Genomic DNA, 23,257 nt, shown 5'->3' with positions numbered 1-23,257 from the left:
GCACGACCTTGCCAAGGTCGGGGTCGCGAGTTCGAGTCTCGTTTCCCGCTCCAAAATTTGATTCAGCACCATCCAGTCGCAGGATTTCGAGTTGCAGTTAAGCAGCGCGAAAGACGAAGATTAAGCGGGAATAGCTCAGTTGGTAGAGCACGACCTTGCCAAGGTCGGGGTCGCGAGTTCGAGTCTCGTTTCCCGCTCCAAAATTTGATTCAGCACCATCCAGTCGCAGGATTTCGAGTTGCAGTTAAGCAGCGCGAAAGACGAAGATTAAGCGGGAATAGCTCAGTTGGTAGAGCACGACCTTGCCAAGGTCGGGGTCGCGAGTTCGAGTCTCGTTTCCCGCTCCAAAATTTGATTCAGCACCATCCAGTCGCAGGATTTCGAGTTGCAGTTAAGCAGCGCGAAAGACGAAGATTAAGCGGGAATAGCTCAGTTGGTAGAGCACGACCTTGCCAAGGTCGGGGTCGCGAGTTCGAGTCTCGTTTCCCGCTCCAAATTTCTCACCGATTAAAAATTATCCACAGCAAGTCACCTTGTCTGTAAGCCTTTTTCGCGAGTTTGAAACACGGCTTTCAACAGACTTATCCACAGGTTATTTCTTACCGCTCCGCCGTAGACTACAAGTCACATTTTGACATCTTTTCAGTAAGCTCCTGTTTATTAAAAATAATTTCGGGCTACTGAAATTGTTAATTCGATCACTGACGGATTTTTTACGATTGAATGACAAGGCCTTTTAAATTTTATTCACAGAGCATTTTCTTACGCATCTCGCGTTAAACCTTTCTCTATTACCCGTACTAAGCGCTGTTTTTTCGGCAACTGAACCTCAATAGCATTGGCGTTTCGCTTGGTTAATTGTTGCGCAATCGCCCAGTCTATGTGCTCATCGAGAAGTGGGTGCTCACCTTTTCTTTTTGTCAGCGCGTCAATATTGGCTTCATCCCACGCAGCATTCCCTAACGCGACGGCAATATTACGTAGAAAACGCACGTGGCCGATGCGGCGGATCGCTGAGCCTTCGGTCATTTTTAAGAAGTGCGCTTCGCTCCAGCCAAATAGCTCAATCAGTTTCGGGCTGTGCAACGCCTGGCGCGGCGAAAAATCCGCTTCAACGGTCAACTGCGAAAAACGGTTCCACGGGCAAATGAGCTGGCAGTCATCGCAGCCGTAGATGCGGTTGCCAATCAGCGGACGGAACGCTTCCGGAATCGCTCCTTCAAGCTCAATGGTCAGATAAGAAATACAGCGACGCGCATCGACGGTGTAAGGTTCGACAATCGCGCCGGTTGGGCAGATAGTCATACATGCCACGCAGCGGCCGCAGCCTTCTTCCACCGGTTGATCCACCGGCAGCGGGATATCAACCAGCAGCTCGCCGAGGAAAAAAAACGAACCGGCGTCGCGATCGAGTATAAGTGAGTGCTTACCCGTCCAGCCCAGGCCCGCCTTTGCGGCCAACGGGCGTTCAAGCACGGGCGCGGAATCGACAAAGGGTCTAAAATTCAGCGACGCGTATTGCTCCTGGATAATTTCCCCCAGTTTTTTCAGCCGATTTCGCATCAGCTTGTGATAATCGCGGCCCAGCGCATAGCGGCTGATATAACCCAGCGAGGGATCTTTTAAGGTGTGCGCAAACGCGGCGTTGGTGGGCAGATAGTTCATCCTGACGCTGATCACGCGCAGGGTGCCGGGCAACAGTTCATGCGGGCGGGCGCGCATCATACCGTGACGCGCCATCCACTCCATCTCGCCGTGATACTGTTTGTCCAGCCACGCCTGGAGCGCAGGCTCCTGGGGGGTTAAATCGGTGTCGGTAATGCCGACATGCTGAAAGCCGAGATCGGCGCCCCATTGTTTTATATTTTGCGCGAGAAGATTGAGATCAAGGGGTTCAGACATGACGGACCATCGGCTTACCAGTAACCGTAGCAGTATACCACACTCGGTATGGCCCGCTGAGTGGGTGAGAAAAGCAGAGAAAGAGGCGGCGGATAGCCTCGGCATCACCCTGTATGAATTGATGCTGCGCGCCGGGGAAGCCGCATTTCGGCTGGCGCGCGCGACGTGGCCTGAGGCGCAGCACTGGCTGGTGTTATGCGGACACGGCAACAACGGCGGCGACGGCTACGTGGTGGCGCGGCTGGCGAAGGCCGAAGGTATCGACGTTACGCTGCTGGCGCTGGAGAGCGACAAGCCGCTCCCTGAAGAAGCAGCCTGCGCCCGCGACGCCTGGCTTAACGCGGGTGGGGAAATCCACGCGTCGACGACGCCCTGGCCGCAGGGCGTGTCGCTGATTATTGATGGCCTGCTGGGAACGGGCCTTGCCAGCGCGCCGCGCCCGTCGGTCAGCGCGCTGATCGATCAAGCCAATGCCGATCCCGCGCCAGTTCTGGCGTTAGATATCCCCTCCGGGCTACTGGCTGAAACCGGCGCAACGCCGGGCAGCGTGATTGTGGCGCAACAAACACTCACCTTTATCGCCCTGAAGCCCGGCCTGTTGACCGGAAAAGCCCGGGATGTGGTGGGAGAGCTCCACGTTAATGCGCTCGGGTTGGAAAGCTGGCTGGCGGACAAGCCTGCGCCAATCCAGCGTTACGATGCGGCAACGCTGGTTCGCTGGCTTAAACCGCGCCGCGCTACCTCCCATAAAGGCGATAACGGGCGCTTGCTGGTGATTGGCGGCGACCATGGCACCGCCGGGGCGATTCGTCTGGCGGGCGAAGCGGCGCTGCGTTCCGGGGCCGGGCTGGTGCGCGTGTTGACGCGTCAGGAAAATATCGCCGCGCTGCTTACTGCCCGGCCTGAACTGATGGTGCAGGCGTTAACCGATGAATCGCTCACTCAAGGCCTCGAATGGGCGGATGTGGTGATTATCGGTCCTGGCCTGGGTCAGGAAAAATGGGGTAAGAGGGCACTGCAAAAAGTCGAAAATTCACAAAAACCGATGCTGTGGGATGCGGATGCGCTCAACCTTCTGGCATTCAATCCCGATAAACGTCAGAATCGGGTTATCACGCCGCACCCCGGCGAAGCGGCGCGCCTGCTCAATTGTGACGTCGCGCAAATTGAAAGCGATCGCTTACTCACAGCCCACCGCCTGGCGAAACGTTATGGCGGCGTTGTGGTCTTAAAGGGGGCGGGTACGCTGGTCGCCAGCGAAAACGGTGAACTCGCGATTGTCGATGCCGGAAATCCCGGCATGGCGACGGGCGGAATGGGCGATGTATTGTCCGGTATTATCGGCGCGTTATTAGGTCAAAAACTCGATCTTTATGATGCTGCCTGCGCGGGTTGCGTGGCGCATGCCGCCGCCGCCGATGCCGCCGCTCGCCGTTCTGGAACGCGTGGAATGCTCGCAAGCGATCTGTTTACGACGCTGCACCTGGTTGTTAACCCTGAAATGAATACTGTAAACCATGATTGAACGTGTTATCCCTCTCGCCGATGAACAGGCAACGTTAGATTTCGGCAAGGCTGTCGCGCAGGCCTGTAATGGCGCAACGGTGATTTGGCTGGTGGGTGATTTAGGGGCGGGTAAAACCACCTTTAGTCGTGGTTTTTTGCAGGCGTTGGGTCATAAGGGCAATGTGAAAAGCCCAACCTATACCCTGGTCGAGCCGTACGAGCTTGAAAATCTGACCGTGTACCACTTCGACTTATATCGCCTGGCGGACCCTGAAGAACTGGAGTTTATGGGGATCCGCGATTATTTTGCCGATAACGCCATTTGCCTGGTGGAGTGGCCGCAACAGGGGGCGGGTGTGCTGCCTGATCCGGATGTCGAAATTCATCTTTCTTATCTCGATCGCGGGCGTTCGGCGTTGATTAAGGCGGTTTCCACGGCGGGCAACACGCTGGTGGCAAGTTTGGATCCCAACAGTGACACGGTTTCAGCGTGACGCGTCCAGCCATTTAACAAGGATAACGGGATGACATCTGGCATGAAAAAGTGGTTAACCCTCGCCTGGCTGGCGCTGTGCGCGCCTGCGTGGGCGGCAAGCTTATCCGATATCCAGGTCTCCAACGGCGATGACCAGGCGCGTATTACGTTCAGCTTTTTTGGCGAACCTGATTATGCGTTTTCTCACGATGGTCAGCGCAGCGTGGCGTTGGATATTAAACAGACCGGCGTGATTCAGGGGCTGCCGCTTATTTTCAGCGGCAGCAACCTGGTGAAAAGCATTCGTTCAGGTACACCGAAAGACAGCGGCTCGCTGCGCCTGGTGGTCGATCTCACGAAGAACGGCAAAACCCGCGCGGTGAAGCAGCAAAACGGCGCTAACTATACCGTGGTGTTCACCATCAACGCCGATGCGCCTCCGCCGCCTCCGCCGCCAGTAGTGGCGAAGCGGGAGAGTGCTCCGCCGCCGCGCACCGTAGAGCCTGCGCGTAATCCGTTTAAATCGGAATCCGATCGCGTGACCTCTGTAGTGAGCAGCAATACCGTGACGCGGCCTGCCAGTACGCGCGCGGTATCGGCCAGCGGCGATCGTGTGGTCGTGGCGATTGATGCCGGGCACGGCGGCCAGGATCCTGGCGCTATCGGCCCTGGCGGCGTGAAAGAGAAAAACGTCACTATCGCTATCGCCCGCAAGCTGCGCACCCTGTTAAATGACGACCCGTTGTTTAAAGGCGTGCTGACGCGCGACGGCGATTACTTTATTTCGGTAATGGGCCGTTCCGACGTCGCGCGCAAACAAAACGCCAACGTGCTGGTGTCTATCCACGCGGACGCCGCGCCAAACCGCGACGCCACGGGCGCGTCGGTATGGGTGCTGTCGAATCGCCGCGCGAACAGCGAAATGGCGGGCTGGCTTGAACAGCATGAGAAGCAATCGGAACTGCTGGGCGGGGCGGGCGACGTGCTGGCGAACAGCCAGGCAGACCCGTACTTAAGCCAGGCAGTGCTGGATTTACAGTTTGGCCACTCCCAGCGCGTCGGTTACGACGTGGCGACCAACGTGCTGTCGCAACTGGCGCGGGTGGGCGATTTACATAAGCGCCGACCGGAACACGCCAGCCTCGGCGTACTGCGCTCGCCGGATATTCCGTCCCTGTTAGTGGAGACGGGTTTTATCAGCAACAGCGGCGAAGAACGCCTGTTGGCGAGCGATGATTACCAACAGCAAATTGCCGATGCGCTTTATAAGGGATTGCGTAACTATTTCCTGTCGCATCCGTTACAATCGGCGCCAGGAGAAGGCGGCACCGGCAAAACGGTTAACGCCGGTTCAACGGCCACGGGCCAGTTTGCCGTGACGCAATAAGGAGCATTCATGCCGATTCAGGTTCTGCCGCCACAGCTTGCAAATCAGATAGCCGCAGGTGAAGTGGTGGAACGCCCCGCATCCGTCGTTAAGGAACTGGTAGAAAACAGCCTGGACGCCGGTGCGACGCGTATTGATATCGATATTGAGCGCGGCGGGGCGAAGCTTATTCGCATCCGGGATAACGGCAGCGGCATTAACAAAGACGAACTGGCGCTGGCGCTGGCGCGACATGCCACCAGTAAAATCGCCTCGCTTGATGACCTGGAAGCAATTATTAGCCTCGGGTTTCGCGGCGAGGCGCTGGCCAGTATCAGTTCGGTATCACGCCTGACCCTGACATCACGCACCGCAGAACAGAGTGAAGCATGGCAAGCCTATGCTGAAGGGCGCGATATGGATGTGACGGTGAAACCTGCTGCGCATCCTGTCGGCACGACGCTGGAAGTGCTGGATCTGTTTTACAACACGCCGGCGCGGCGCAAATTCATGCGCACCGAAAAAACTGAATTCAACCATATTGACGAAATTATCCGCCGCATCGCGCTGGCGCGTTTCGACGTGACGATCAATCTGACCCATAACGGCAAACTCATCCGCCAGTATCGCGGCGTTCAACCCAATGCGCCGAAAGAGCGGCGTCTGGGGGCTATTTGTGGCACCGCGTTTCTTGAGCAGGCGTTGACCATTGAGTGGCAGCACGGTGATTTAGCGTTGCGCGGCTGGGTGGCGGAACCGAAAGCCAGCGCCGGGCTGAGCGAAATCCAGTATTGCTACGTGAATGGCCGCATGATGCGCGACCGCCTGATTAACCATGCTATTCGCCAGGCCTGTGAAGACAAGCTGGGTGTCGATCAGCAGCCCGCCTATGTACTTTATCTGGAGATCGACCCGCATCAGGTGGATGTGAATGTGCATCCGGCCAAGCATGAAGTGCGGTTCCATCAGTCGCGGCTGGTGCATGATTTTATCTACCAGGGCGTGCTGAGCGTGCTGCAACAGCAGCAGGCGGAACCGACGTTGCCGCTGGGGCAGGCCGAAGAAGCGCCGCCGCGCTGGCAGCCGGAAAATCGCGTGGCGGCGGGGAAGAATCATTTCTCCCAGCCGGCGGTGGAAAAACCTGCGCCCGCACCGCGTCAGGCCAGCGCCTCTTCCGGCGGCGGTCGCGCTTCATCAGGCGGTGCATGGCCCCATGCCCAGGCGGATTACCAAAAACAGCAGGGCGCGCTCTATCGTAAGCTGCTGGAGACGCCGGAAACGCCGCGTGAAAACAGACCTGTGCCGCCCGCGCTGGAAGGGCATAGCCACAGCTTTGGCCGCGTTTTGACGGTCATCAGCAATGCTTACGCGCTGCTGGAGCGCGACGAGCGCATAATGCTGCTGGATTTAACCGTGGCGGAGCGCTGGCTCCGGCAGGGGCAACTGACGCCCGGCGCAGAAACTCTCTGTGCCCAGCCGTTGCTGATCCCGGTGCGTATTAAGGTGGATGCGCAAGAGCAAACGGTGATGCGCAACGCCACAGCATTATTAGAGGGAATGGGCATCCAAACCATGCTGGATCATCAACATGTTACGATCCGCACCGTGCCTTTACCCTTACGCCAACAAAATTTACAAATCTTGATTCCTGAACTGATAGGCTACCTGGCGGCAAACGAGAAAGCCGATTCCGCACAACTTGCTGGCTGGCTTGCCCGCCAACTGGCGACCGAACATGAACAGTGGAGCGTGGCCCAGGCCATCACGCTGTTAACGGATGTGGAACGGCTTTGTCCAAACCTGGTGAAGTCACCGCCTGGTGGTTTATTACAACCTGTCGATCTCCAACCGGCGATGAATGCCCTGAAACATGACTGAAGTAAGTAAGGCGAGCCTGCCTAAGGCGATTTTTTTAATGGGGCCGACGGCCTCGGGCAAAACGGCGCTGGCAATTAATCTGCGTAAAACGCTCCCGGTTGAGTTGATAAGCGTCGACTCCGCCCTCATCTATCGAGGAATGGATGTCGGAACGGCGAAGCCGACCGCAGCGGAGCTGGCGCAGGCGCCGCACCGTTTGCTGGATGTGCTGGACCCGGCTGAGGCGTACTCCGCGGCAGATTTTCGTCGCGATGCGCTGAAAGAGATGGCGGAGATTACCGCCAGCGGGCGTATCCCACTGTTAGTGGGCGGAACCATGCTTTACTTCAAGGCGTTACTGGAGGGGTTATCCCCCTTGCCTTCGGCAAATCCAGAAATCAGGGCACGTATTGAACAACAGGCGGCAGAGCAGGGGTGGGACGCCTTGCATCGCGAACTACAGGAAATTGACCCTGTCGCGGCAAGACGGATTCATCCAAATGATCCGCAAAGACTTTCCCGGGCACTGGAAGTTTTTTTCATTTCGGGTAAAACTTTAACGGAACTGACGCAAACGTCAGGAGACGCTCTGCCGTACCAGGTGCACCAGTTCGCCATCGCCCCGGCGAGCCGTGAACTGCTCCATCAGCGAATTGAGCAGCGTTTTCATCAGATGTTGGCTTCAGGTTTTGAAGCAGAAGTGCGGGCGCTTTTCGCCCGTGGAGATTTGCATACGGATATGCCTTCCATTCGTTGTGTAGGATACCGCCAGATGTGGTCTTATTTGGCCGGTGAAGTCCCTTATGACGACATGGTTTATCGCGGTATTTGCGCCACGAGGCAGTTGGCGAAACGCCAGATGACCTGGCTGCGGGGTTGGGAAGGTGTTCACTGGTTAGACAGTGATAATCCTGAAAAAGCCCGTCAGGACGTGTTACAGGTTGTTGGTGCGAACCATCAATGAATGTGTACAATTGAACCGTATCGTGCGCGAATTTTTTTAGGTAGTTTTTCAGAGCCCAAGGGTTCTTAAGTACAAAACAAGCATATAAGGAAAAGATAGAATGGCTAAGGGGCAATCTTTACAAGATCCGTTCTTGAACGCACTGCGTCGTGAACGTGTTCCAGTTTCTATTTATTTGGTGAATGGTATTAAGCTGCAAGGGCAGATTGAGTCTTTCGATCAGTTCGTTATTTTGTTGAAAAACACGGTTAGCCAGATGGTGTATAAGCACGCGATTTCTACGGTGGTGCCGTCTCGCCCGGTTTCTCATCACAGCAATAACGCTGGTGGCAGCACAGGTAGCAATTACCATCACAGTAATGCGCAGGGTTCATCTGCACCACAGCAAGACAGCGACGACGCCGAATAAGCGGGTGGCTGTTTCCATGACGGGGAACCAGTCTGGCTGTGTTCCCCGCTGGTCTTTTTGAGAGGTTATACGCTTGTTTGACCGTTATGACGCCGGTGAGCAGGCGGTGCTGGTACACATCTATTTTTCGCAAGACAAAGATATGGAAGATCTCCAGGAGTTTGATTCTCTGGTCTCTTCCGCCGGTGTCGAAGCATTACAGGTGATTACCGGTAGCCGTAAAGCCCCGCACCCAAAGTATTTTGTAGGTGAAGGTAAGGCCGTCGAAATAGCTGATGCCGTTAAAGCGACGGGCGCATCGGTTGTTTTATTTGATCACGCATTAACGCCCGCCCAGGAACGTAACCTGGAGCGCCTGTGTGAGTGTCGCGTAATCGACCGCACCGGCTTGATATTAGACATTTTTGCCCAACGTGCACGCACCCATGAAGGGAAGTTGCAGGTTGAGCTCGCCCAATTACGGCATCTGGCGACGCGTCTGGTGCGCGGCTGGACCCACCTTGAACGTCAGAAAGGCGGGATAGGCTTGCGCGGGCCGGGTGAAACGCAGTTGGAAACTGACCGCCGTTTGCTGCGTAACCGTATTACGTTAATTCTTTCACGCCTTGAGAAAGTCGAAAAACAACGCGAACAAGGGCGTCGATCGAGAAGCAAAGCGGATATTCCTACCGTCTCACTGGTGGGCTATACCAACGCCGGTAAATCCACCTTGTTCAACCAGATTACCGAAGCGCAGGTTTACGCGGCGGATCAGCTGTTTGCCACGCTGGACCCGACGCTGCGCCGGATAGATGTTGCCGATGTCGGTGAAACCGTGCTGGCGGATACCGTCGGCTTTATCCGCCATCTGCCCCATGATCTGGTTGCCGCGTTTAAAGCGACCTTGCAGGAAACGCGTCAGGCCACGTTGCTGCTGCATGTGGTTGACGCAGCGGATGTCCGTATGCAGGAGAACATCGACGCCGTTAACACGGTGCTCGAAGAGATCGAGGCTGACGAGATCCCGACCCTGCTGGTGATGAACAAAATCGATACGCTGGACGGGTTTCAGCCGCGTATCGACAGAAACGATGAAAATATGCCGATTCGGGTTTGGCTTTCTGCCCAGACCGGTGACGGCGTACCACTGCTTTTCCAGGCTCTGACGGAGCGTTTGTCGGGAGAGATAGCGCAGCACACGTTGCGTTTGCCTCCAGAGGCAGGGCGACTGCGGAGCCGGTTTTACCAGCTTCAGGCGATAGAAAAAGAGTGGATGGAGGAGGACGGTAGCGTGGGGCTGGAAGTACGTATGCCCATCGTTGACTGGCGCCGCCTCTGTAAACAAGAACCGACTCTGGTTGACTATGTTGTTTAACCGGTCTGAGGTTGCCTGAAGAACTTTCCCCTTTGGGGGGTACCTGAAATAGTCTGGGTTGTCTCGTAGCGCGAACGGAACAACTTCCCGGCGGCATTAAGCGCGATGCCGTGGGAAACGTGAAGACAGCAATAAAGAGACAGTGCGGAGCAGGACAGGTATATCACCGCATAACAAATATGGAGCACAAACATGGCGTGGAATCAGCCCGGTAATAACGGACAGGACCGCGACCCGTGGGGAAGCAGCAAGCCTGGCGGCGACTCTGGGGGAAATGGAAATAAAGGCGGTCGCGATCAGGGGCCGCCCGATCTGGATGATATCTTCCGTAAACTGAGTAAAAAACTCGGTGGATTTGGTGGTAGAAGCGGTGGAAGTTCAACCCAGGGCCCCCGTAACCCTATCGGTGGCCGTGTGGTGGTGATTGTCGCTGCGGCGGCGGTGATCATTTGGGCTGCGAGCGGATTCTATACTATCAAAGAAGCGGAGCGCGGCGTGGTAACGCGTTTTGGCAAATTCAGTCACCTGGTTGAACCTGGCCTGAACTGGAAGCCAACGTTTATCGATAGCGTCCAGCCTGTTAACGTGGAATCGGTGCGTGAACTCGCGGCGTCCGGCGTTATGCTGACCTCTGATGAAAACGTGGTGCGCGTTGAGATGAACGTGCAGTACCGCGTGACCGATCCCGAGCGTTATCTGTTTAGCGTGACCAGCGCCGACGACAGTCTGCGTCAGGCCACTGACAGCGCCCTGCGCGGCGTGATCGGCAAATACACCATGGACCGTATCCTCACTGAAGGCCGTACGGTGATCCGTAGCGATACCCAGCGCGAACTGGAAGAGACTATTCGTCCTTACAACATGGGTATCACGCTGCTGGACGTCAACTTCCAGGCCGCACGTCCGCCGGAAGAGGTGAAAGCCGCGTTTGACGATGCGATTGCCGCGCGTGAAAACGAACAGCAATACATCCGTGAGGCGGAAGCCTACACCAACGAAGTGCAGCCGCGCGCTAACGGTTCTGCCCAGCGCATCATCGAAGATGCCCGTGCGTATAAGACCCAGACCATTCTGGAAGCGCAGGGTGAAGTGGCGCGCTTTGCCAAAATTCTCCCGGAATATAAAGCCGCGCCGGAAATCACCCGCGAACGTCTGTATATCGAGACCATGGAAAAAGTCCTTAGCCATACCCGTAAAGTACTGGTTAACGATAAGGGCGGAAACCTGATGGTTCTGCCGCTGGATCAGATGCTGAAAGGCAACAATGCCCCGGCATCAAAGAGCGATAGCAGTGGCGCGGATTCCTTACTGCGCCTGCCGCCTGCTTCCTCATCCAGCAACAGCGGCGCTAACCGGCCTGCCTCGTCCAGCGCTGGCGACATCATGGATCAGCGCCGTGCGAATGCGCAGCGTAACGATTACCAGCGCGAAGGGAGTGAATAACAATGCGTAAGTCAGTGATTGCAGTCATCATCATCGTGCTGGTGGTGCTCTACACCTCGGTATTCGTGGTGAAAGAAGGTGAGCGTGGAATTACGCTGCGTTTCGGTAAGGTCCTGCGTGATGATGAAAACAAGCCGGTGGTGTTTGAGCCAGGCCTGCATTTCAAAATCCCGTTTATCGAATCGGTGAAGACGCTTGATGCGCGTATCCAGACTATGGATAACCAGGCGGATCGTTTCGTGACCAAAGAGAAGAAAGACCTGATCGTCGACTCCTATATCAAATGGCGTATCAGCGACTTCAGCCGTTACTACCTGGCGACAGGCGGCGGCGACGTTTCTCAGGCGGAAGTGCTGCTGAAACGTAAGTTCTCGGACCGTTTGCGTTCGGAAATCGGGCGTCTGGATGTGAAAGACATCGTGACCGACTCCCGTGGTCGTTTGACTCTGGAAGTGCGCGATGCGCTGAACTCCGGTTCTGCGGGCACCGAAGATGAAGTGACGACACCGGCGGCGGATGATGCGATTGCCAAAGCGGCAGAGCGCGTTGCGGCGGAAACCAACGGCAAAGTGCCGGTGGTGAACCCAAACAGTATGGCCGCGCTGGGTATCGAAGTGGTGGATGTGCGTATCAAGCAGATCAACCTGCCGACCGAAGTGTCTGAAGCGATCTTCAACCGTATGCGTGCAGAACGTGAGGCGGTAGCGCGTCGTCACCGTTCGCAAGGCCAGGAAGAAGCGGAGAAATTGCGCGCGACCGCCGACTATGAAGTGACCAAAACGCTGGCGGAATCTGAGCGTCAGGCGCGTATCCTGCGTGGTGAAGGTGATGCTGAAGCGGCGAAACTGTTTGCCGACGCGTTCAGCCAGGACCCGGATTTCTATGCGTTTATCCGTAGCCTGCGCGCTTATGAAAGCAGCTTCAACTCCAATCAGGATGTGATGGTGCTGAGCCCGGACAGCGACTTCTTCCGTTATATGAAGACGCCATCCAACAGCGCGCGCTAATCTACGCGAATCCCTGATGAAGAGCCGGTGAATACCGGCTCTTTTTTTATTGGACAGAGAAAAATGAATTCAACGATTTGGTTAGCGCTGGCACTGGTATTGGTGCTGGAAGGCCTCGGGCCGATGTTATTTCCGCGTCTTTGGCGGCGGATGGTGTTAAGTATGACACAATTACCTGAAACGATTTTACGCCGCTTTGGCGGCGGTCTAGTGGTCGCTGGCTGCGTTATCTACTACATGTTGAGGAAAACGATTGGCTGACCGTTATTTGGTCAAGTTCGATGAATTTTGAATATAAAAAGGGCTGATCATCCACAAAACCGATGGTAGAATCCATTTTTAAGCAAACGGTGATTTTGAAAAATGGGTAACAACGTCGTCGTACTGGGCACCCAATGGGGTGACGAAGGCAAAGGGAAGATTGTCGATCTTCTGACTGAACGGGCTAAATATGTTGTGCGCTACCAGGGTGGTCACAATGCTGGCCATACTCTCGTAATCAACGGTGAAAAAACCGTCCTCCATCTTATTCCCTCAGGTATTCTTCGTGAGAATGTCACTAGCATCATCGGTAACGGTGTGGTGCTCTCTCCGGCTGCGCTGATGAAAGAGATGAAAGAGCTGGAAGACCGCGGTATTCCAGTTCGCGAGCGTCTGCTGCTCTCTGAGGCTTGCCCGCTGATTCTGGATTATCACGTCGCACTGGACGTGGCGCGCGAAAAAGCGCGTGGCGCAAAAGCAATCGGCACCACCGGTCGTGGTATCGGCCCGGCTTATGAAGATAAAGTGGCGCGTCGCGGCCTGCGCGTTGGCGACCTGTTCGACAAAGCCACCTTTGCTGAGAAACTGAAAGAAGTGCTGGAATACCATAACTTCCAGCTGGTTAACTTCTACAAAGTTGAAGCGGTTGACTACCAGAAAGTGCTGGACGATGTGATGGCGATTGCCGACATCCTGACCAGCATGGTGGTGGACGTTTCCGATCTGCTGGATCAGGCGCGTAAACGCGGCGATTTCATCATGTTCGAGGGCGCACAGGGTACGCTGCTGGATATCGACCACGGCACCTATCCGTACGTAACCTCTTCCAACACCACCGCAGGCGGCGTGGCGACGGGTTCCGGTATCGGTCCGCGTTATGTTGACTATGTGCTGGGCATCATCAAAGCCTACTCCACTCGCGTGGGCGCGGGTCCGTTCCCGACCGAACTGTTTGACGACATCGGTGAGTTCCTGTGCAAGCAGGGCAACGAATATGGCGCGACCACGGGCCGCCGTCGTCGTACCGGCTGGCTGGACTCCGTTGCGGTGCGCCGCGCAGTGCAGATCAACTCCCTGTCGGGCTTCTGTCTGACCAAGCTGGACGTACTGGACGGCCTAAAAGAAGTGAAAATCTGCGTTGCCTATCGTCTGCCGGATGGTCGTGAAGTGACCACCACGCCGATGGCCGCTGACGACTGGGAAGGTATCGAGCCGATTTACGAAACCATGCCGGGCTGGTCTGAGTCCACCTTCGGCGTGAAAGAGCGCAGCGGTCTGCCGCAGGCGGCGCTGAACTACATTCAGCGTATCGAAGAACTGACCGGCGTGCCGATTGACATTATTTCTACCGGCCCTGACCGTACAGAAACCATGATTCTGCGCGACCCGTTCGACGCATAATGATGAAAAGGGGCGTTTTGAGCGCCCCTTTCTTGTTTTTTCCGCTTTTTCCCCAACCTTATTTAAATAAATTAGCCGCCTGTACGCTGGCTGGTTTATCATCACTCTATGCCCTAAATAATCCGCCAGGGCACATGCAACGCCAAATATTTAGACATATGCCCCAGGCAAATCGCTTTCCCCCCTTATTCAGAGGTTGATGTGCAGTTAACGAGTTTTACCGATTACGGATTACGTGCTTTGATTTATATGGCGTCATTGCCGGAAGGTCGTATGACGAGTATTTCCGAAGTGACCGAGGTTTATGGCGTGTCCCGTAATCATATGGTTAAAATTATCAACCAACTGAGTCGCGCTGGTTATGTTATGGCTGTACGTGGAAAAAACGGCGGCATCCGTTTAGGCAAACCTGCACCCTTAATTCGCATCGGTGATGTCGTTCGCGAGCTGGAACCCCTCTCGCTGGTGAACTGCAGCAGCGAGTTTTGCCATATCACCCCCGCCTGCCGTTTAAAACAGGCGCTTTCAAAAGCGGTGAATAGTTTTCTGACTGAGCTTGATAACTACACGCTTGCCGACTTAGTTGAAGAGAATACGCCGCTGTATAAATTACTGCTGGTGGAATAGTTATTACCTGACGGGTTTCAGCGCGCTTTACGCATCAACGAACGCTGCGTGACGCGCTATACACTGAACCGTTGGGGCGTTCCGCCAGAGATGACAACGGAGGAATCGAAATGTCACAAGATCCTTTTCAGGAACGAGAAGCAGAGAAGTACAACAATCCAATCCCGAGCCGGGAATTCATCCTCGAGCACTTAACCAAACGCGAAAAGCCCGCGAGCCGGGAAGAACTGGCGATCGAGCTGAATATTGAAGGCGAAGAACAGCAGGAAGCCCTGCGCCGCCGCCTGCGCGCCATGGAGCGCGATGGGCAACTGGTCTTCACCCGCCGCCAGTGCTACGCCTTGCCGGAGCGTCTGGACCTGGTAAAAGGCACCGTAATCGGCCATCGCGATGGCTACGGTTTCCTGAGAGTAGAAGGCCGCAAAGACGATTTGTATCTGTCATCTGAACAGATGAAAACCTGCATTCACGGCGATCAGGTGCTGGCGCAGCCGCTGGGATCGGACCGTAAAGGACGCCGCGAAGCGCGTATCGTCCGCGTGCTGGTACCGAAAACCGGCCAGATCGTCGGGCGCTATTTTACCGACGCAGGCGTCGGCTTTGTGGTGCCGGACGACAGCCGCTTAAGCTTTGATATCCTGATCCCGCCCGAAGAGATCATGGGCGCGCGCATGGGCTTCGTGGTGGTGGTGGAACTGACCCAGCGCCCGACCCGTCGCACCAAAGCGATTGGTAAAATTGTTGAAGTGTTGGGCGATAACATGGGTACCGGCATGGCCGTCGATATGGCGCTGCGCACCCATGAAATCCCCTACGTCTGGCCGAAAGCGGTCGAGAAAGAGGTCGCCGGATTAACCGAAGACGTGCCGGAAGAGGCTATTGCCGGACGCGTGGATTTACGCGATCTGCCGCTGGTCACTATCGACGGCGAAGACGCCCGCGACTTTGACGATGCGGTATTCTGCGAGAAAAAACGCGGCGGCGGCTGGCGCCTGTGGGTGGCGATTGCCGATGTAAGCTATTACGTGCGTCCGCAAACCGCGCTGGATACCGAAGCGCACAATCGCGGCACCTCAGTCTACTTCCCATCGCAGGTGGTTCCCATGCTGCCGGAAGTCCTGTCCAACGGTCTGTGCTCGCTGAACCCGCAGGTCAACCGCCTGTGTATGGTGTGCGAGATGACCGTCTCCGCCAGCGGCAAGCTGACCGGTTACAAATTCTATGAAGCGGTAATGCGCTCCCATGCGCGCCTGACCTACACCAAGGTATGGCATATTTTGCAGGGCGACCAGGATCTGCGCGAGCAGTATCAGCCGCTGGTTAAGCACATCGAAGAACTGCATCACCTGTATAAAGCGCTGGACGTTGCCCGCAGCGAGCGTGGCGGTATCTCGTTTGAAAGCGAAGAGGCGAAGTTCATCTTTAATGCTGAGCGCCGCATCGAACGCATCGAGCAAACCCAGCGTAACGACGCGCATAAACTGATCGAAGAGTGCATGATTCTGGCGAACATCTCGGCGGCGCGTTTCGTTGAGAAACACCAGGAGCCGGCGCTGTTCCGTATTCATGACCGTCCGAGCACCGAGGCGATCACTTCGTTCCGCTCGGTACTGGCTGAACTTGGGCTGGAACTGCCGGGCCGGGATAAACCCGAGCCGCGCGACTACGCCGAACTGCTGGAATCCATCGCCGATCGTCCAGACCACGAAATGCTGCAAACCATGCTGCTGCGCTCCATGAAACAGGCCATCTATGATCCGGAAAACCGCGGTCACTTTGGCCTGGCGCTTCAGTCTTATGCGCACTTCACGTCGCCGATCCGCCGTTATCCGGACCTGTCGCTGCACCGCGCCATTAAATATCTGCTGGCGAAGCAGGAAGGGCACGTCGGCAACAGTACGCCGACCGGCGGCTGGCACTATTCCGTGGAAGCGATGCTGCAACTGGGCCAACACTGCTCCATGACCGAACGTCGCGCCGATGAAGCCACCCGAGAAGTTTCGGACTGGCTGAAGTGCGACTTTATGCAGGATCAGGTAGGGCAGACGTTCGCGGGCGTTATCGCCAGCGTCACCGGCTTCGGCTTCTTTGTCCGTCTCAACGATCTGTTTATCGACGGGCTGGTGCACGTTTCTTCACTGGACAACGACTATTACCGTTTCGACCAGGTAGGCCAGCGCTTGATCGGCGAATCCGGTGGGCAAACCTATCGCCTGGGCGACCGCGTGGAAGTGAAAGTCGAAGCGGTCAACATGGACGAGCGTAAGATCGACTTCTCGCTGATCTCCAGCGAGCGCGGCCCGCGCAACGTCGGTAAAACGGCGCGTGAGAAAGCGCGTAAGGGCGGCGCAGCGAAGCCCTCCGGGAAGCGTCGTCAGGCGGGTAAAAGAACCAATTTCGAGCCGGACAGCGAATTCCGTGGCGAAAAGCGCAAGCCGAAAGCCAAAACAGAGCAAGCCGATAAGAAAGTGAAAAAACCGTCGACGAAAACCCAAAAAATCGCGGCGACGACCAAAGCGAAGCGGGCAGCGAAAAAGAAAACGCACGACGCGTAACGTCCGGCTGGCCTTATCGTGGCGATAAGGCCAGCGGCAACGTATTAAACCAGGCGTGATATCGCCTCAAATGAGTACTTTTCATGAGTGAAATGATTTACGGCATCCATGCGGTTCAGGCTTTGCTGGAACGTGCACCTGAACGTTTTCAGGAAGTCTTTGTGCTGAAAGGCCGCGAAGATAAACGGTTGCTGCCTTTACTGCACGCGCTGGAAGCCCAGGGCGTGGTGATTCAGGTGGCGAACCGCCAGTTCCTGGATGAAAAAAGCGATGGCGCGGTCCATCAGGGGATTATCGCGCGGGTCAAGCCGGGGCGTCAGTATCAGGAAAACGATCTGCCGGATCTGCTGGCCCAGTTTGAATCGCCGTTCCTGTTGATCCTCGACGGCGTGACCGATCCCCATAATCTGGGCGCATGTCTACGTAGCGCCGATGCGGCAGGCGTGCACGCGGTTATCGTACCGAAAGACCGTTCCGCGCAGCTCAACGCCACCGCCAAAAAAGTGGCCTGCGGCGCGGCGGAAAACGTGCCGTTGATTCGCGTCACCAACCTGGCGCGCACTATGCGTCTGCTTCAGGAAGAGAATGTCTGGATTGTCGGCACCGCTGGCGAAGCGGACCACACTGTCTACCAGAGCAAAATGACCGGCCGTCTGGCGCTGGTGATGGGCGCGGAAGGCGAGGGCATGCGCCGTTTGACCCGCGAGCACTGCGACGAGTTGATCAGCATTCCGATGGCGGGCAGCGTATCGTCATTAAACGTTTCCGTTGCGACGGGCATCTGCCTGTTCGAAGCGGTGAGACAACGCAGCTAATTTCCGATTATTGAAACCATCCTCCGGGATGGTTTTTTTTTAATTGCTTTTTATTGCATACTTTAAAACCAATAAGGGGATTATAGCAAAAATATATTTATTCCGAAAATATATCAGGAGGATTCATAAGTGACATGGACAATCGTCGCGCTGGAAACGGAGTTAACGCAAGAGAGGTATTGCAATTATTCTGTTTCACGTATGCAAGACATATTAATACTAACATTAAAGCAACACGGCGATCTCATTATTCATATTTCAATGACATCAAAGCAAATGCTAATAGAAACGGTGATATGCCCCGTCGAAAATATTCATGACGCAAATAAATTAAATTATCGTTTGTTGCGTATTCAAAAATTATTACCCCTTTCCTCAGTCGGTATCTCTATTATAAATCATCAGGAGTATTACGTAGCGTTCGGGGCGCTTTCGCTCGCGTCTTCTATTGCTGATATTGTTCTTGAGATTGAAGCGCTGGCTGAAAACGCGTTAGAACTCGCTGAAATTATTGCTGAATCATAAGACGAAAGGCATCGTCGATCTATTTACGAGGGAATGTGATGAGTATTTTAAAAAAACTATTCAGTCTGGGGAAGTCGTTAGTTAACGATACCGAAACCCTGATAGAGGAAACCCAGGGCATACGTTTACTTGAGCAGCACATTCGGGATGCGCGCGCTGAGCTTGATAAAGCCGGTGAATCACGCGTTGATCTGCTGGCGCGCGTTAAATTGAGCAAAGACAAACTGCATGAATTGAATGCGCGTAAAGCGACCCTGGAATCCCGGGCCGTGGAAGCGATGCAGAAGCAAGTCGATGAAAGCCTGTTGCTTGAGGTTGCTGAAGAAATTTCACGCCTCGAAACGGCAATCGCATCAGAAGAAAGCGTGCTGCATAACTTTGAGCATTCCCGGGATGCTATTGAAAAAGCCGTCGCGGCGACCAGTCAACGTATTGCTCAGTTCGAACATCAACTGGAAGTGGTAAAAGCGACTGAAGCGATGCAACGCGCTCAACAAGCGGTAACGACCTCTACCGTAGGGGCAAGTAGCAGCGTAGCGACCGCGGCCGACTCGCTTAAACGTCTACAGGCGCGCCAAACAGAGCGCCAGGCGAGACTGGAAGCGGCGGAATCGCTGGAAAAAATAGCCAATGGTCACGACCTGGATGAAAAGTTATCGCAGGCAGGCATTGGCGGCGTTAATAAAAGTAATGCGCAGGATGTTCTCGCTCGCCTGAAAAATCAGCGTAACGGTTAATGTTGGTTTCTCGCATCATTCAGCTTTGCCAGCTTCACCTGGCCAGATTAACCTGGCCGGGTCTACTGATTTTATTCTCGATTCATTACTGCATTTGTTATATCGCGCTGCGCATAGCGGGTGAAGCGCATCTCACTGCCAAATTAGGCGATTTTATCTATTACTGCTCGGTAGTGGGCTCAACACTGGGTTTTGGCGATCTCAGCCCGCAAAGCCAGCCTGGGCGCTGGTTTACTGGCCTCTGGCATATTCCAGTCAGCGTTGCATTATTTGGCGCATTGATGGGAAAAATGATCGCGGTTGCTCAGCAAGCCTTAACAAAAGGAATTCGCGGCTTGTCCAATTTTAACCACCTTCGCGATCACTTAATCATTGTTGGCTGGCGCGGACAGCAGACGGAAAAGATGATCAATTTACTGCTTTACGACCAAAGCAAAACGTTTTCGCAAATTCTGATCTGCGAGTCAGGGACGTTATTACAGCAACATCCAATGCAAGGGCATGCGCAGGTGCTTTTCGCCAGCGTCAGTAACTTCAATGCCCCCGATGAACAGCAACGTATAGGCCTGGCGAACTGCAATAGCGTTATCATTTTTGCGCAGACCGACGAGCAGACATTTACGGTTGCGCTGTCTGTCGCGGGGCAGGTTAACGATTCCGGTCACATTGTGGCGTATTTAGAAGATGAGCGTTATGCCAGGTTGTTAGAACAACATTGCCACCAAATTGAAGTTGTCCGTAACTTGTCCGCCGAGCAGTTATTACGTTCCGTACAGGATCCCGGTTCTTCACAATCTGTCGCCTCGATTATGAACCCTATGTTGGGTGATACGGGCTATGTTCTTGAGATCCCCGATCACGTCAGCGAATTTTGCTATGGGGGGCTAATGCGGTATATGAAACAGCATCATGACGCCACTGTACTGGGGATTAGCCATTGCAAAAATGGCCGGGGAATGGAATTGAATCCCCTTGTTTCTACTGTCGTACGTGGAGGTATGTGGTTGCACCTGATAGGTAATCAACGAATCACTGCGGATGAAGTGCAATGGCATACTATAGGAGATGAATTATGACTTCATTATTTAGCCGGGTACGTCATTTATTCCACAATGACACGATGACTGCCTGCGACAAGGGCCCTTTAGGCTTACACCTCAATGCAGGTTTTGAAATCGATACGGTTGATTTTCGTCTGTTAGGTGATAGCTATCTTATTGAAATTCCGTCTGAAGATTATACCATCGCGGCGACCGGCTTTATTGATATGGGGGCTGGGTGTAATATTTATCGCTATTACACCTCCGGGGATGAATTTTTACAAATAAACACCACCGGGGGGAAAGATGATTCATGTATCGAAGATATAAAGTTTTTTGTTTATTCAAAAAGTGCAGGGATTTCGACACGTGAAGCCTGGCATAATGCTATTGACGCCAAAACCATAGGGGAACCCAATTTAAACTGGGGAGGAAAAACATGGCAACGCGTATTTAATCCGCTTGAAAATAAAGCGGTAGAACCGATTTATTTGCTGGAAAATGTTGAGAATAGCGACCGGGAAACGTGGGAGCTCAATAATTTCTGTATGCTTTATCAACGAAACGTTAACGCCGATTGCTTTGAATATTTACTTATTTCAGGCGAAGAGACATTTAACGAGCAACAGGAACCTGAATGGCTGATCTCCTGGTCATTAGGTGTGGATATATCACGCAGTGGACTGCAGGTCATAGGTTGAATCGATGAATGTATTTATAGGGTTATCAGCATTCTGTACATATTTTTTTATTGGCGTAGGTATGGTCGCAATGTTTTTATTTATCTATACCAGAATTACTCCGCATAATGAATGGCAATTAATTAAGAATGATAATCTTGCGGCAGCACTGGCCTTTAGTGGCTCGATCCTTGGATACATGATACCGCTTTCCAGCGCAGCGATAAATGCAGTGAGCGTGCCGGATTATTTAATCTGGGGGCTTGTTGCCCTCATTGTACAGCTTCTTGTTTACGGCTGCGTAAGAATGTACATGCCTAAACTCAGCGAAAAAATCATTAATGGCAACCTGGCAGCAGGGTTATTTATGGGCACTGCGGCATTAGCCGGTGGGATATTTAACGCAGCCTGTATGACCTGGTAGGGTAGTATCATGAGTCGCAAAAAAAATAACAAATCAGGAAGGGTACGCCAGCCGGGTGACACCGCCATGCTAACGCATTTGCCGCGAAGAAAAAGCTCAGCGGTATTAACGTTAGCAATTATGAGCGGTGTGGCATTAATTGCGCTTAATGGCTGTGACGAGGATGAAAAATCAGATGATGGGGTATTCTATGCCTCGCCGTTGGAGTGTATCAACGCTGGGAACTCCGCCCAGGTTTGTAATGACGCCTGGAACAATGCAAAAGCAAATTTCGCTAAAGAGGTGCCAACTAACCTGACGCGCGATGAATGTGAAAAATCGTATCATAATTGTTATCTGGATAATGTTTCCGGTAACTGCTCTCCAATAATGATGGGTTTTTTGCTGGCTAATGCCGTTCACCAAAACCGGGATAATTATTATGTCAGCAGCGGCGGCGGCTATGTTTCCCGTCCTGTCTGGTCTAACAACCACGGCGAATATACCTGGCGAACCGGTTCCGGCAAGGCCGCGTCAAAAAGTACAACCACCGTTTCACGTGGCGGCTTTGGTCATTCTTCCAGCGCCCGTGGAAGTTGGGGAGGTTAATATGCTGCGTCATAATGTCCCGGTAAGGCAAAATTTAGATCGCATTGCCCAGGAGCATGGTTTTAATTTCCATATTATCGATAACGAAATTTATTGGGATGAAAGCCGTGCATATCGCTTCACGTTGCGGCAGATAGAAGAGCAGATTGAAAAGCCGACGGCGGAATTGCATCAGATGTGCCTTGAAGTTGTCGATCGGGCGTTAAAAAGCGAATCCGTCATGAAGCAGCTGGCTATTCCGCCGCTTTATTGGGATGCCATAGCTGAAAGCTGGCGCAATAACGATCCTTCCTTATATGGGCGTATGGACTTTGTCTGGACGGGAAAAGGCCCGGTTAAATTACTGGAATACAATGCCGATACGCCGACTTCGCTATACGAGTCCGCCTACTTTCAATGGGTATGGATGGAAGATGCGCGTAAACAAGGTCTCATACCGCGTGAAGCCGATCAGTACAATGCCATTCAGGACAAGCTGATCGCGCGCCTCGGGGAATTGAATAACGGCGGTCCGCTGTATTTATGCTGCTGTAAAGATACTGAGGAAGACCGGGGAACGGTTCTGTACCTTGAGGATTGCGCACATCAGGCAGGGCTCGAGACGCGTTTTATTTACATCGAAGATATTGGATTAGGCGTTGGCGGCAGCCTGACCGATTTACAAGACAATGTGATTCAGCAGGCGTTCAAACTTTACCCGCTGGAGTGGATGATGCGTGATGAAAATGGCCCGCTGTTGCGTAAAAGCCGAGAACAGTGGATTGAGCCATTATGGAAGAGCATCCTGAGCAATAAAGGTTTAATGCCGCTGTTGTGGCGTTATTTTCCCGAACATCCAAATCTGTTACCTGCCTGGTTCGATAATGAAAAACCGTTAATTAAAGCGGGGGAAAGCTATGTGAAAAAACCGCTATTTTCGCGTGAAGGTGGAAATATCACGATATATGACAGCCAGCAAAACGTGATTGATAGCGCGGAGGGAGATTACGCGGATGAACCGGTTATTTTCCAGGCATTTCAGCCGTTGCCGCGCTTCGGGGATAGCTATACGCTTATCGGTAGTTGGGTTGTTGATGATGAAGCGGTAGGTATGGGCATACGCGAAGATAACACGTTAATTACTAAAGATACCTCTCGCTTTGTTCCTCATTATATTGCGGGTTGAACTAACCTCGAGCATATAAAATAAATCTCATTGGGGATAATCATCAATGGAAAAGCGGCGCTGCCGTCTTTTCCATTGATCGCGACTTTCTTGTTCCGTGGCTTCACCGCCCCGCTTTGTGATCCCTTTCCCTGCATAACTTTTCCCGGCGTCCAT

Annotated in this window: 22 protein-coding genes and 3 tRNA genes; 24 read left to right on the top strand and 1 reads right to left on the bottom strand. The window is 53.8% G+C overall.

Features of this window, described 5'->3' with window-relative positions; translation table 11 throughout:
* Window positions 1-124: 124 nt before the first annotated feature.
* The 3 genes from RT120_RS15400 (at window position 125) to RT120_RS15390 (ending at window position 494) form a co-directional block, all read left to right on the top strand.
* A tRNA-Gly gene (locus tag RT120_RS15400) sits at window positions 125-200 on the top strand.
* 71 nt (window positions 201-271) lie between these two features.
* A tRNA-Gly gene (locus RT120_RS15395) sits at window positions 272-347 on the top strand.
* A 71-nt stretch (window positions 348-418) separates the two neighbouring features.
* A tRNA-Gly gene (locus RT120_RS15390) sits at window positions 419-494 on the top strand.
* Between the two features lie 268 nt (window positions 495-762).
* On the opposite strand, the gene queG is transcribed toward RT120_RS15390, so the two are convergent.
* Entirely contained in the window at window positions 763-1,902 is a 1,140-nt protein-coding gene (gene queG / locus RT120_RS15385) for a tRNA epoxyqueuosine(34) reductase QueG (protein WP_312983897.1), read from the bottom strand.
* Between queG and nnr the strand changes: the two genes are divergently transcribed.
* The 21 genes from nnr to RT120_RS15280 all read left to right on the top strand — a co-directional run bounded on the left by nnr (window position 1,901) and on the right by RT120_RS15280 (window position 23,101).
* On the top strand, window positions 1,901-3,427 hold the full coding sequence (gene nnr / locus RT120_RS15380) for a bifunctional ADP-dependent NAD(P)H-hydrate dehydratase/NAD(P)H-hydrate epimerase (protein ID WP_312983895.1): 1,527 nt from the start codon (window positions 1,901-1,903) through the stop codon (window positions 3,425-3,427). The genes queG and nnr overlap by 2 nt on opposite strands.
* Complete coding sequence (gene tsaE, locus RT120_RS15375; RefSeq protein ID WP_312983892.1) at window positions 3,420-3,902, top strand: tRNA (adenosine(37)-N6)-threonylcarbamoyltransferase complex ATPase subunit type 1 TsaE; 483 nt, start codon at window positions 3,420-3,422, stop codon at window positions 3,900-3,902. The genes nnr and tsaE overlap by 8 nt, the downstream gene beginning before the upstream one ends.
* A 30-nt stretch (window positions 3,903-3,932) precedes the next feature.
* Window positions 3,933-5,270, top strand: coding sequence for an N-acetylmuramoyl-L-alanine amidase AmiB (gene amiB, locus RT120_RS15370; RefSeq protein ID WP_409515058.1), 1,338 nt, complete (start codon window positions 3,933-3,935; stop codon window positions 5,268-5,270).
* Window positions 5,271-5,279: 9 nt separating this feature from the next.
* Entirely contained in the window at window positions 5,280-7,127 is a 1,848-nt protein-coding gene (gene mutL / locus RT120_RS15365; protein ID WP_312983888.1) for a DNA mismatch repair endonuclease MutL, read from the top strand.
* Window positions 7,120-8,070 (top strand): tRNA (adenosine(37)-N6)-dimethylallyltransferase MiaA, encoded by a 951-nt coding sequence (gene miaA, locus RT120_RS15360; protein WP_312983886.1) that lies wholly within the window; start codon window positions 7,120-7,122, stop codon window positions 8,068-8,070. The genes mutL and miaA overlap by 8 nt, the downstream gene beginning before the upstream one ends.
* Window positions 8,071-8,170: 100 nt before the next feature.
* A complete protein-coding gene (gene hfq / locus RT120_RS15355) occupies window positions 8,171-8,479 on the top strand; it encodes an RNA chaperone Hfq (RefSeq protein WP_312983884.1) in 309 nt (102 codons plus the stop codon).
* Window positions 8,480-8,552: 73 nt separating this feature from the next.
* Window positions 8,553-9,833: a ribosome rescue GTPase HflX gene (gene hflX, locus RT120_RS15350; protein ID WP_312983882.1), complete on the top strand. Its 1,281-nt coding sequence runs from the start codon at window positions 8,553-8,555 to the stop codon at window positions 9,831-9,833.
* Window positions 9,834-10,025: 192 nt separating this feature from the next.
* Window positions 10,026-11,276: an FtsH protease activity modulator HflK gene (hflK, locus tag RT120_RS15345; RefSeq protein WP_312983880.1), complete on the top strand. Its 1,251-nt coding sequence runs from the start codon at window positions 10,026-10,028 to the stop codon at window positions 11,274-11,276.
* A 2-nt stretch (window positions 11,277-11,278) separates the two neighbouring features.
* Complete coding sequence (gene hflC / locus RT120_RS15340; protein WP_312983878.1) at window positions 11,279-12,283, top strand: protease modulator HflC; 1,005 nt, start codon at window positions 11,279-11,281, stop codon at window positions 12,281-12,283.
* Window positions 12,284-12,346: 63 nt separating this feature from the next.
* Window positions 12,347-12,544 carry a DUF2065 domain-containing protein gene (locus RT120_RS15335; RefSeq protein WP_125294172.1) on the top strand — a complete coding sequence of 66 codons (198 nt, stop codon included), beginning with the start codon at window positions 12,347-12,349 and terminating at the stop codon, window positions 12,542-12,544.
* Between the two features lie 102 nt (window positions 12,545-12,646).
* Window positions 12,647-13,945: an adenylosuccinate synthase gene (locus tag RT120_RS15330; RefSeq protein ID WP_002434131.1), complete on the top strand. Its 1,299-nt coding sequence runs from the start codon at window positions 12,647-12,649 to the stop codon at window positions 13,943-13,945.
* Window positions 13,946-14,146: 201 nt separating this feature from the next.
* The gene (gene nsrR, locus RT120_RS15325) at window positions 14,147-14,572 is read left to right on the top strand and encodes a nitric oxide-sensing transcriptional repressor NsrR (RefSeq protein WP_312983876.1); all 426 of its coding nucleotides are present in this window, start codon (window positions 14,147-14,149) and stop codon (window positions 14,570-14,572) included.
* 110 nt (window positions 14,573-14,682) lie between these two features.
* Window positions 14,683-17,127 carry a ribonuclease R gene (gene rnr / locus RT120_RS15320; protein WP_312983874.1) on the top strand — a complete coding sequence of 815 codons (2,445 nt, stop codon included), beginning with the start codon at window positions 14,683-14,685 and terminating at the stop codon, window positions 17,125-17,127.
* Between the two features lie 83 nt (window positions 17,128-17,210).
* Window positions 17,211-17,942 (top strand): 23S rRNA (guanosine(2251)-2'-O)-methyltransferase RlmB, encoded by a 732-nt coding sequence (gene rlmB, locus RT120_RS15315; protein ID WP_144131202.1) that lies wholly within the window; start codon window positions 17,211-17,213, stop codon window positions 17,940-17,942.
* Between the two features lie 129 nt (window positions 17,943-18,071).
* Complete coding sequence (locus tag RT120_RS15310; RefSeq protein WP_312983871.1) at window positions 18,072-18,467, top strand: DUF2170 family protein; 396 nt, start codon at window positions 18,072-18,074, stop codon at window positions 18,465-18,467.
* 38 nt (window positions 18,468-18,505) lie between these two features.
* Window positions 18,506-19,204 (top strand): PspA/IM30 family protein, encoded by a 699-nt coding sequence (locus tag RT120_RS15305; protein WP_312983869.1) that lies wholly within the window; start codon window positions 18,506-18,508, stop codon window positions 19,202-19,204.
* Window positions 19,204-20,280 carry a potassium channel family protein gene (locus tag RT120_RS15300; protein WP_312983867.1) on the top strand — a complete coding sequence of 359 codons (1,077 nt, stop codon included), beginning with the start codon at window positions 19,204-19,206 and terminating at the stop codon, window positions 20,278-20,280. Before RT120_RS15305 ends, RT120_RS15300 begins: the two co-directional genes overlap by 1 nt.
* Window positions 20,277-20,945 carry a DUF2491 family protein gene (locus RT120_RS15295; protein ID WP_409515057.1) on the top strand — a complete coding sequence of 223 codons (669 nt, stop codon included), beginning with the start codon at window positions 20,277-20,279 and terminating at the stop codon, window positions 20,943-20,945. The genes RT120_RS15300 and RT120_RS15295 overlap by 4 nt, the downstream gene beginning before the upstream one ends.
* Window positions 20,946-20,949: 4 nt before the next feature.
* Window positions 20,950-21,348 carry a DUF350 domain-containing protein gene (locus RT120_RS15290; protein WP_312983865.1) on the top strand — a complete coding sequence of 133 codons (399 nt, stop codon included), beginning with the start codon at window positions 20,950-20,952 and terminating at the stop codon, window positions 21,346-21,348.
* Window positions 21,349-21,357: 9 nt separating this feature from the next.
* On the top strand, window positions 21,358-21,936 hold the full coding sequence (locus RT120_RS15285) for a DUF1190 domain-containing protein (protein ID WP_312983863.1): 579 nt from the start codon (window positions 21,358-21,360) through the stop codon (window positions 21,934-21,936).
* A gap of 1 nt (window position 21,937) precedes the next feature.
* Window positions 21,938-23,101, top strand: coding sequence for a glutathionylspermidine synthase family protein (locus RT120_RS15280; RefSeq protein ID WP_312983909.1), 1,164 nt, complete (start codon window positions 21,938-21,940; stop codon window positions 23,099-23,101).
* The last annotated feature ends 156 nt before the right edge of the window (window positions 23,102-23,257 follow it).

This window comes from Atlantibacter sp. (assembly GCF_032062175.1).
Classification (GTDB): domain Bacteria; phylum Pseudomonadota; class Gammaproteobacteria; order Enterobacterales; family Enterobacteriaceae; genus Atlantibacter.
This window is presented reverse-complemented; position numbering and strand designations above follow the sequence as displayed.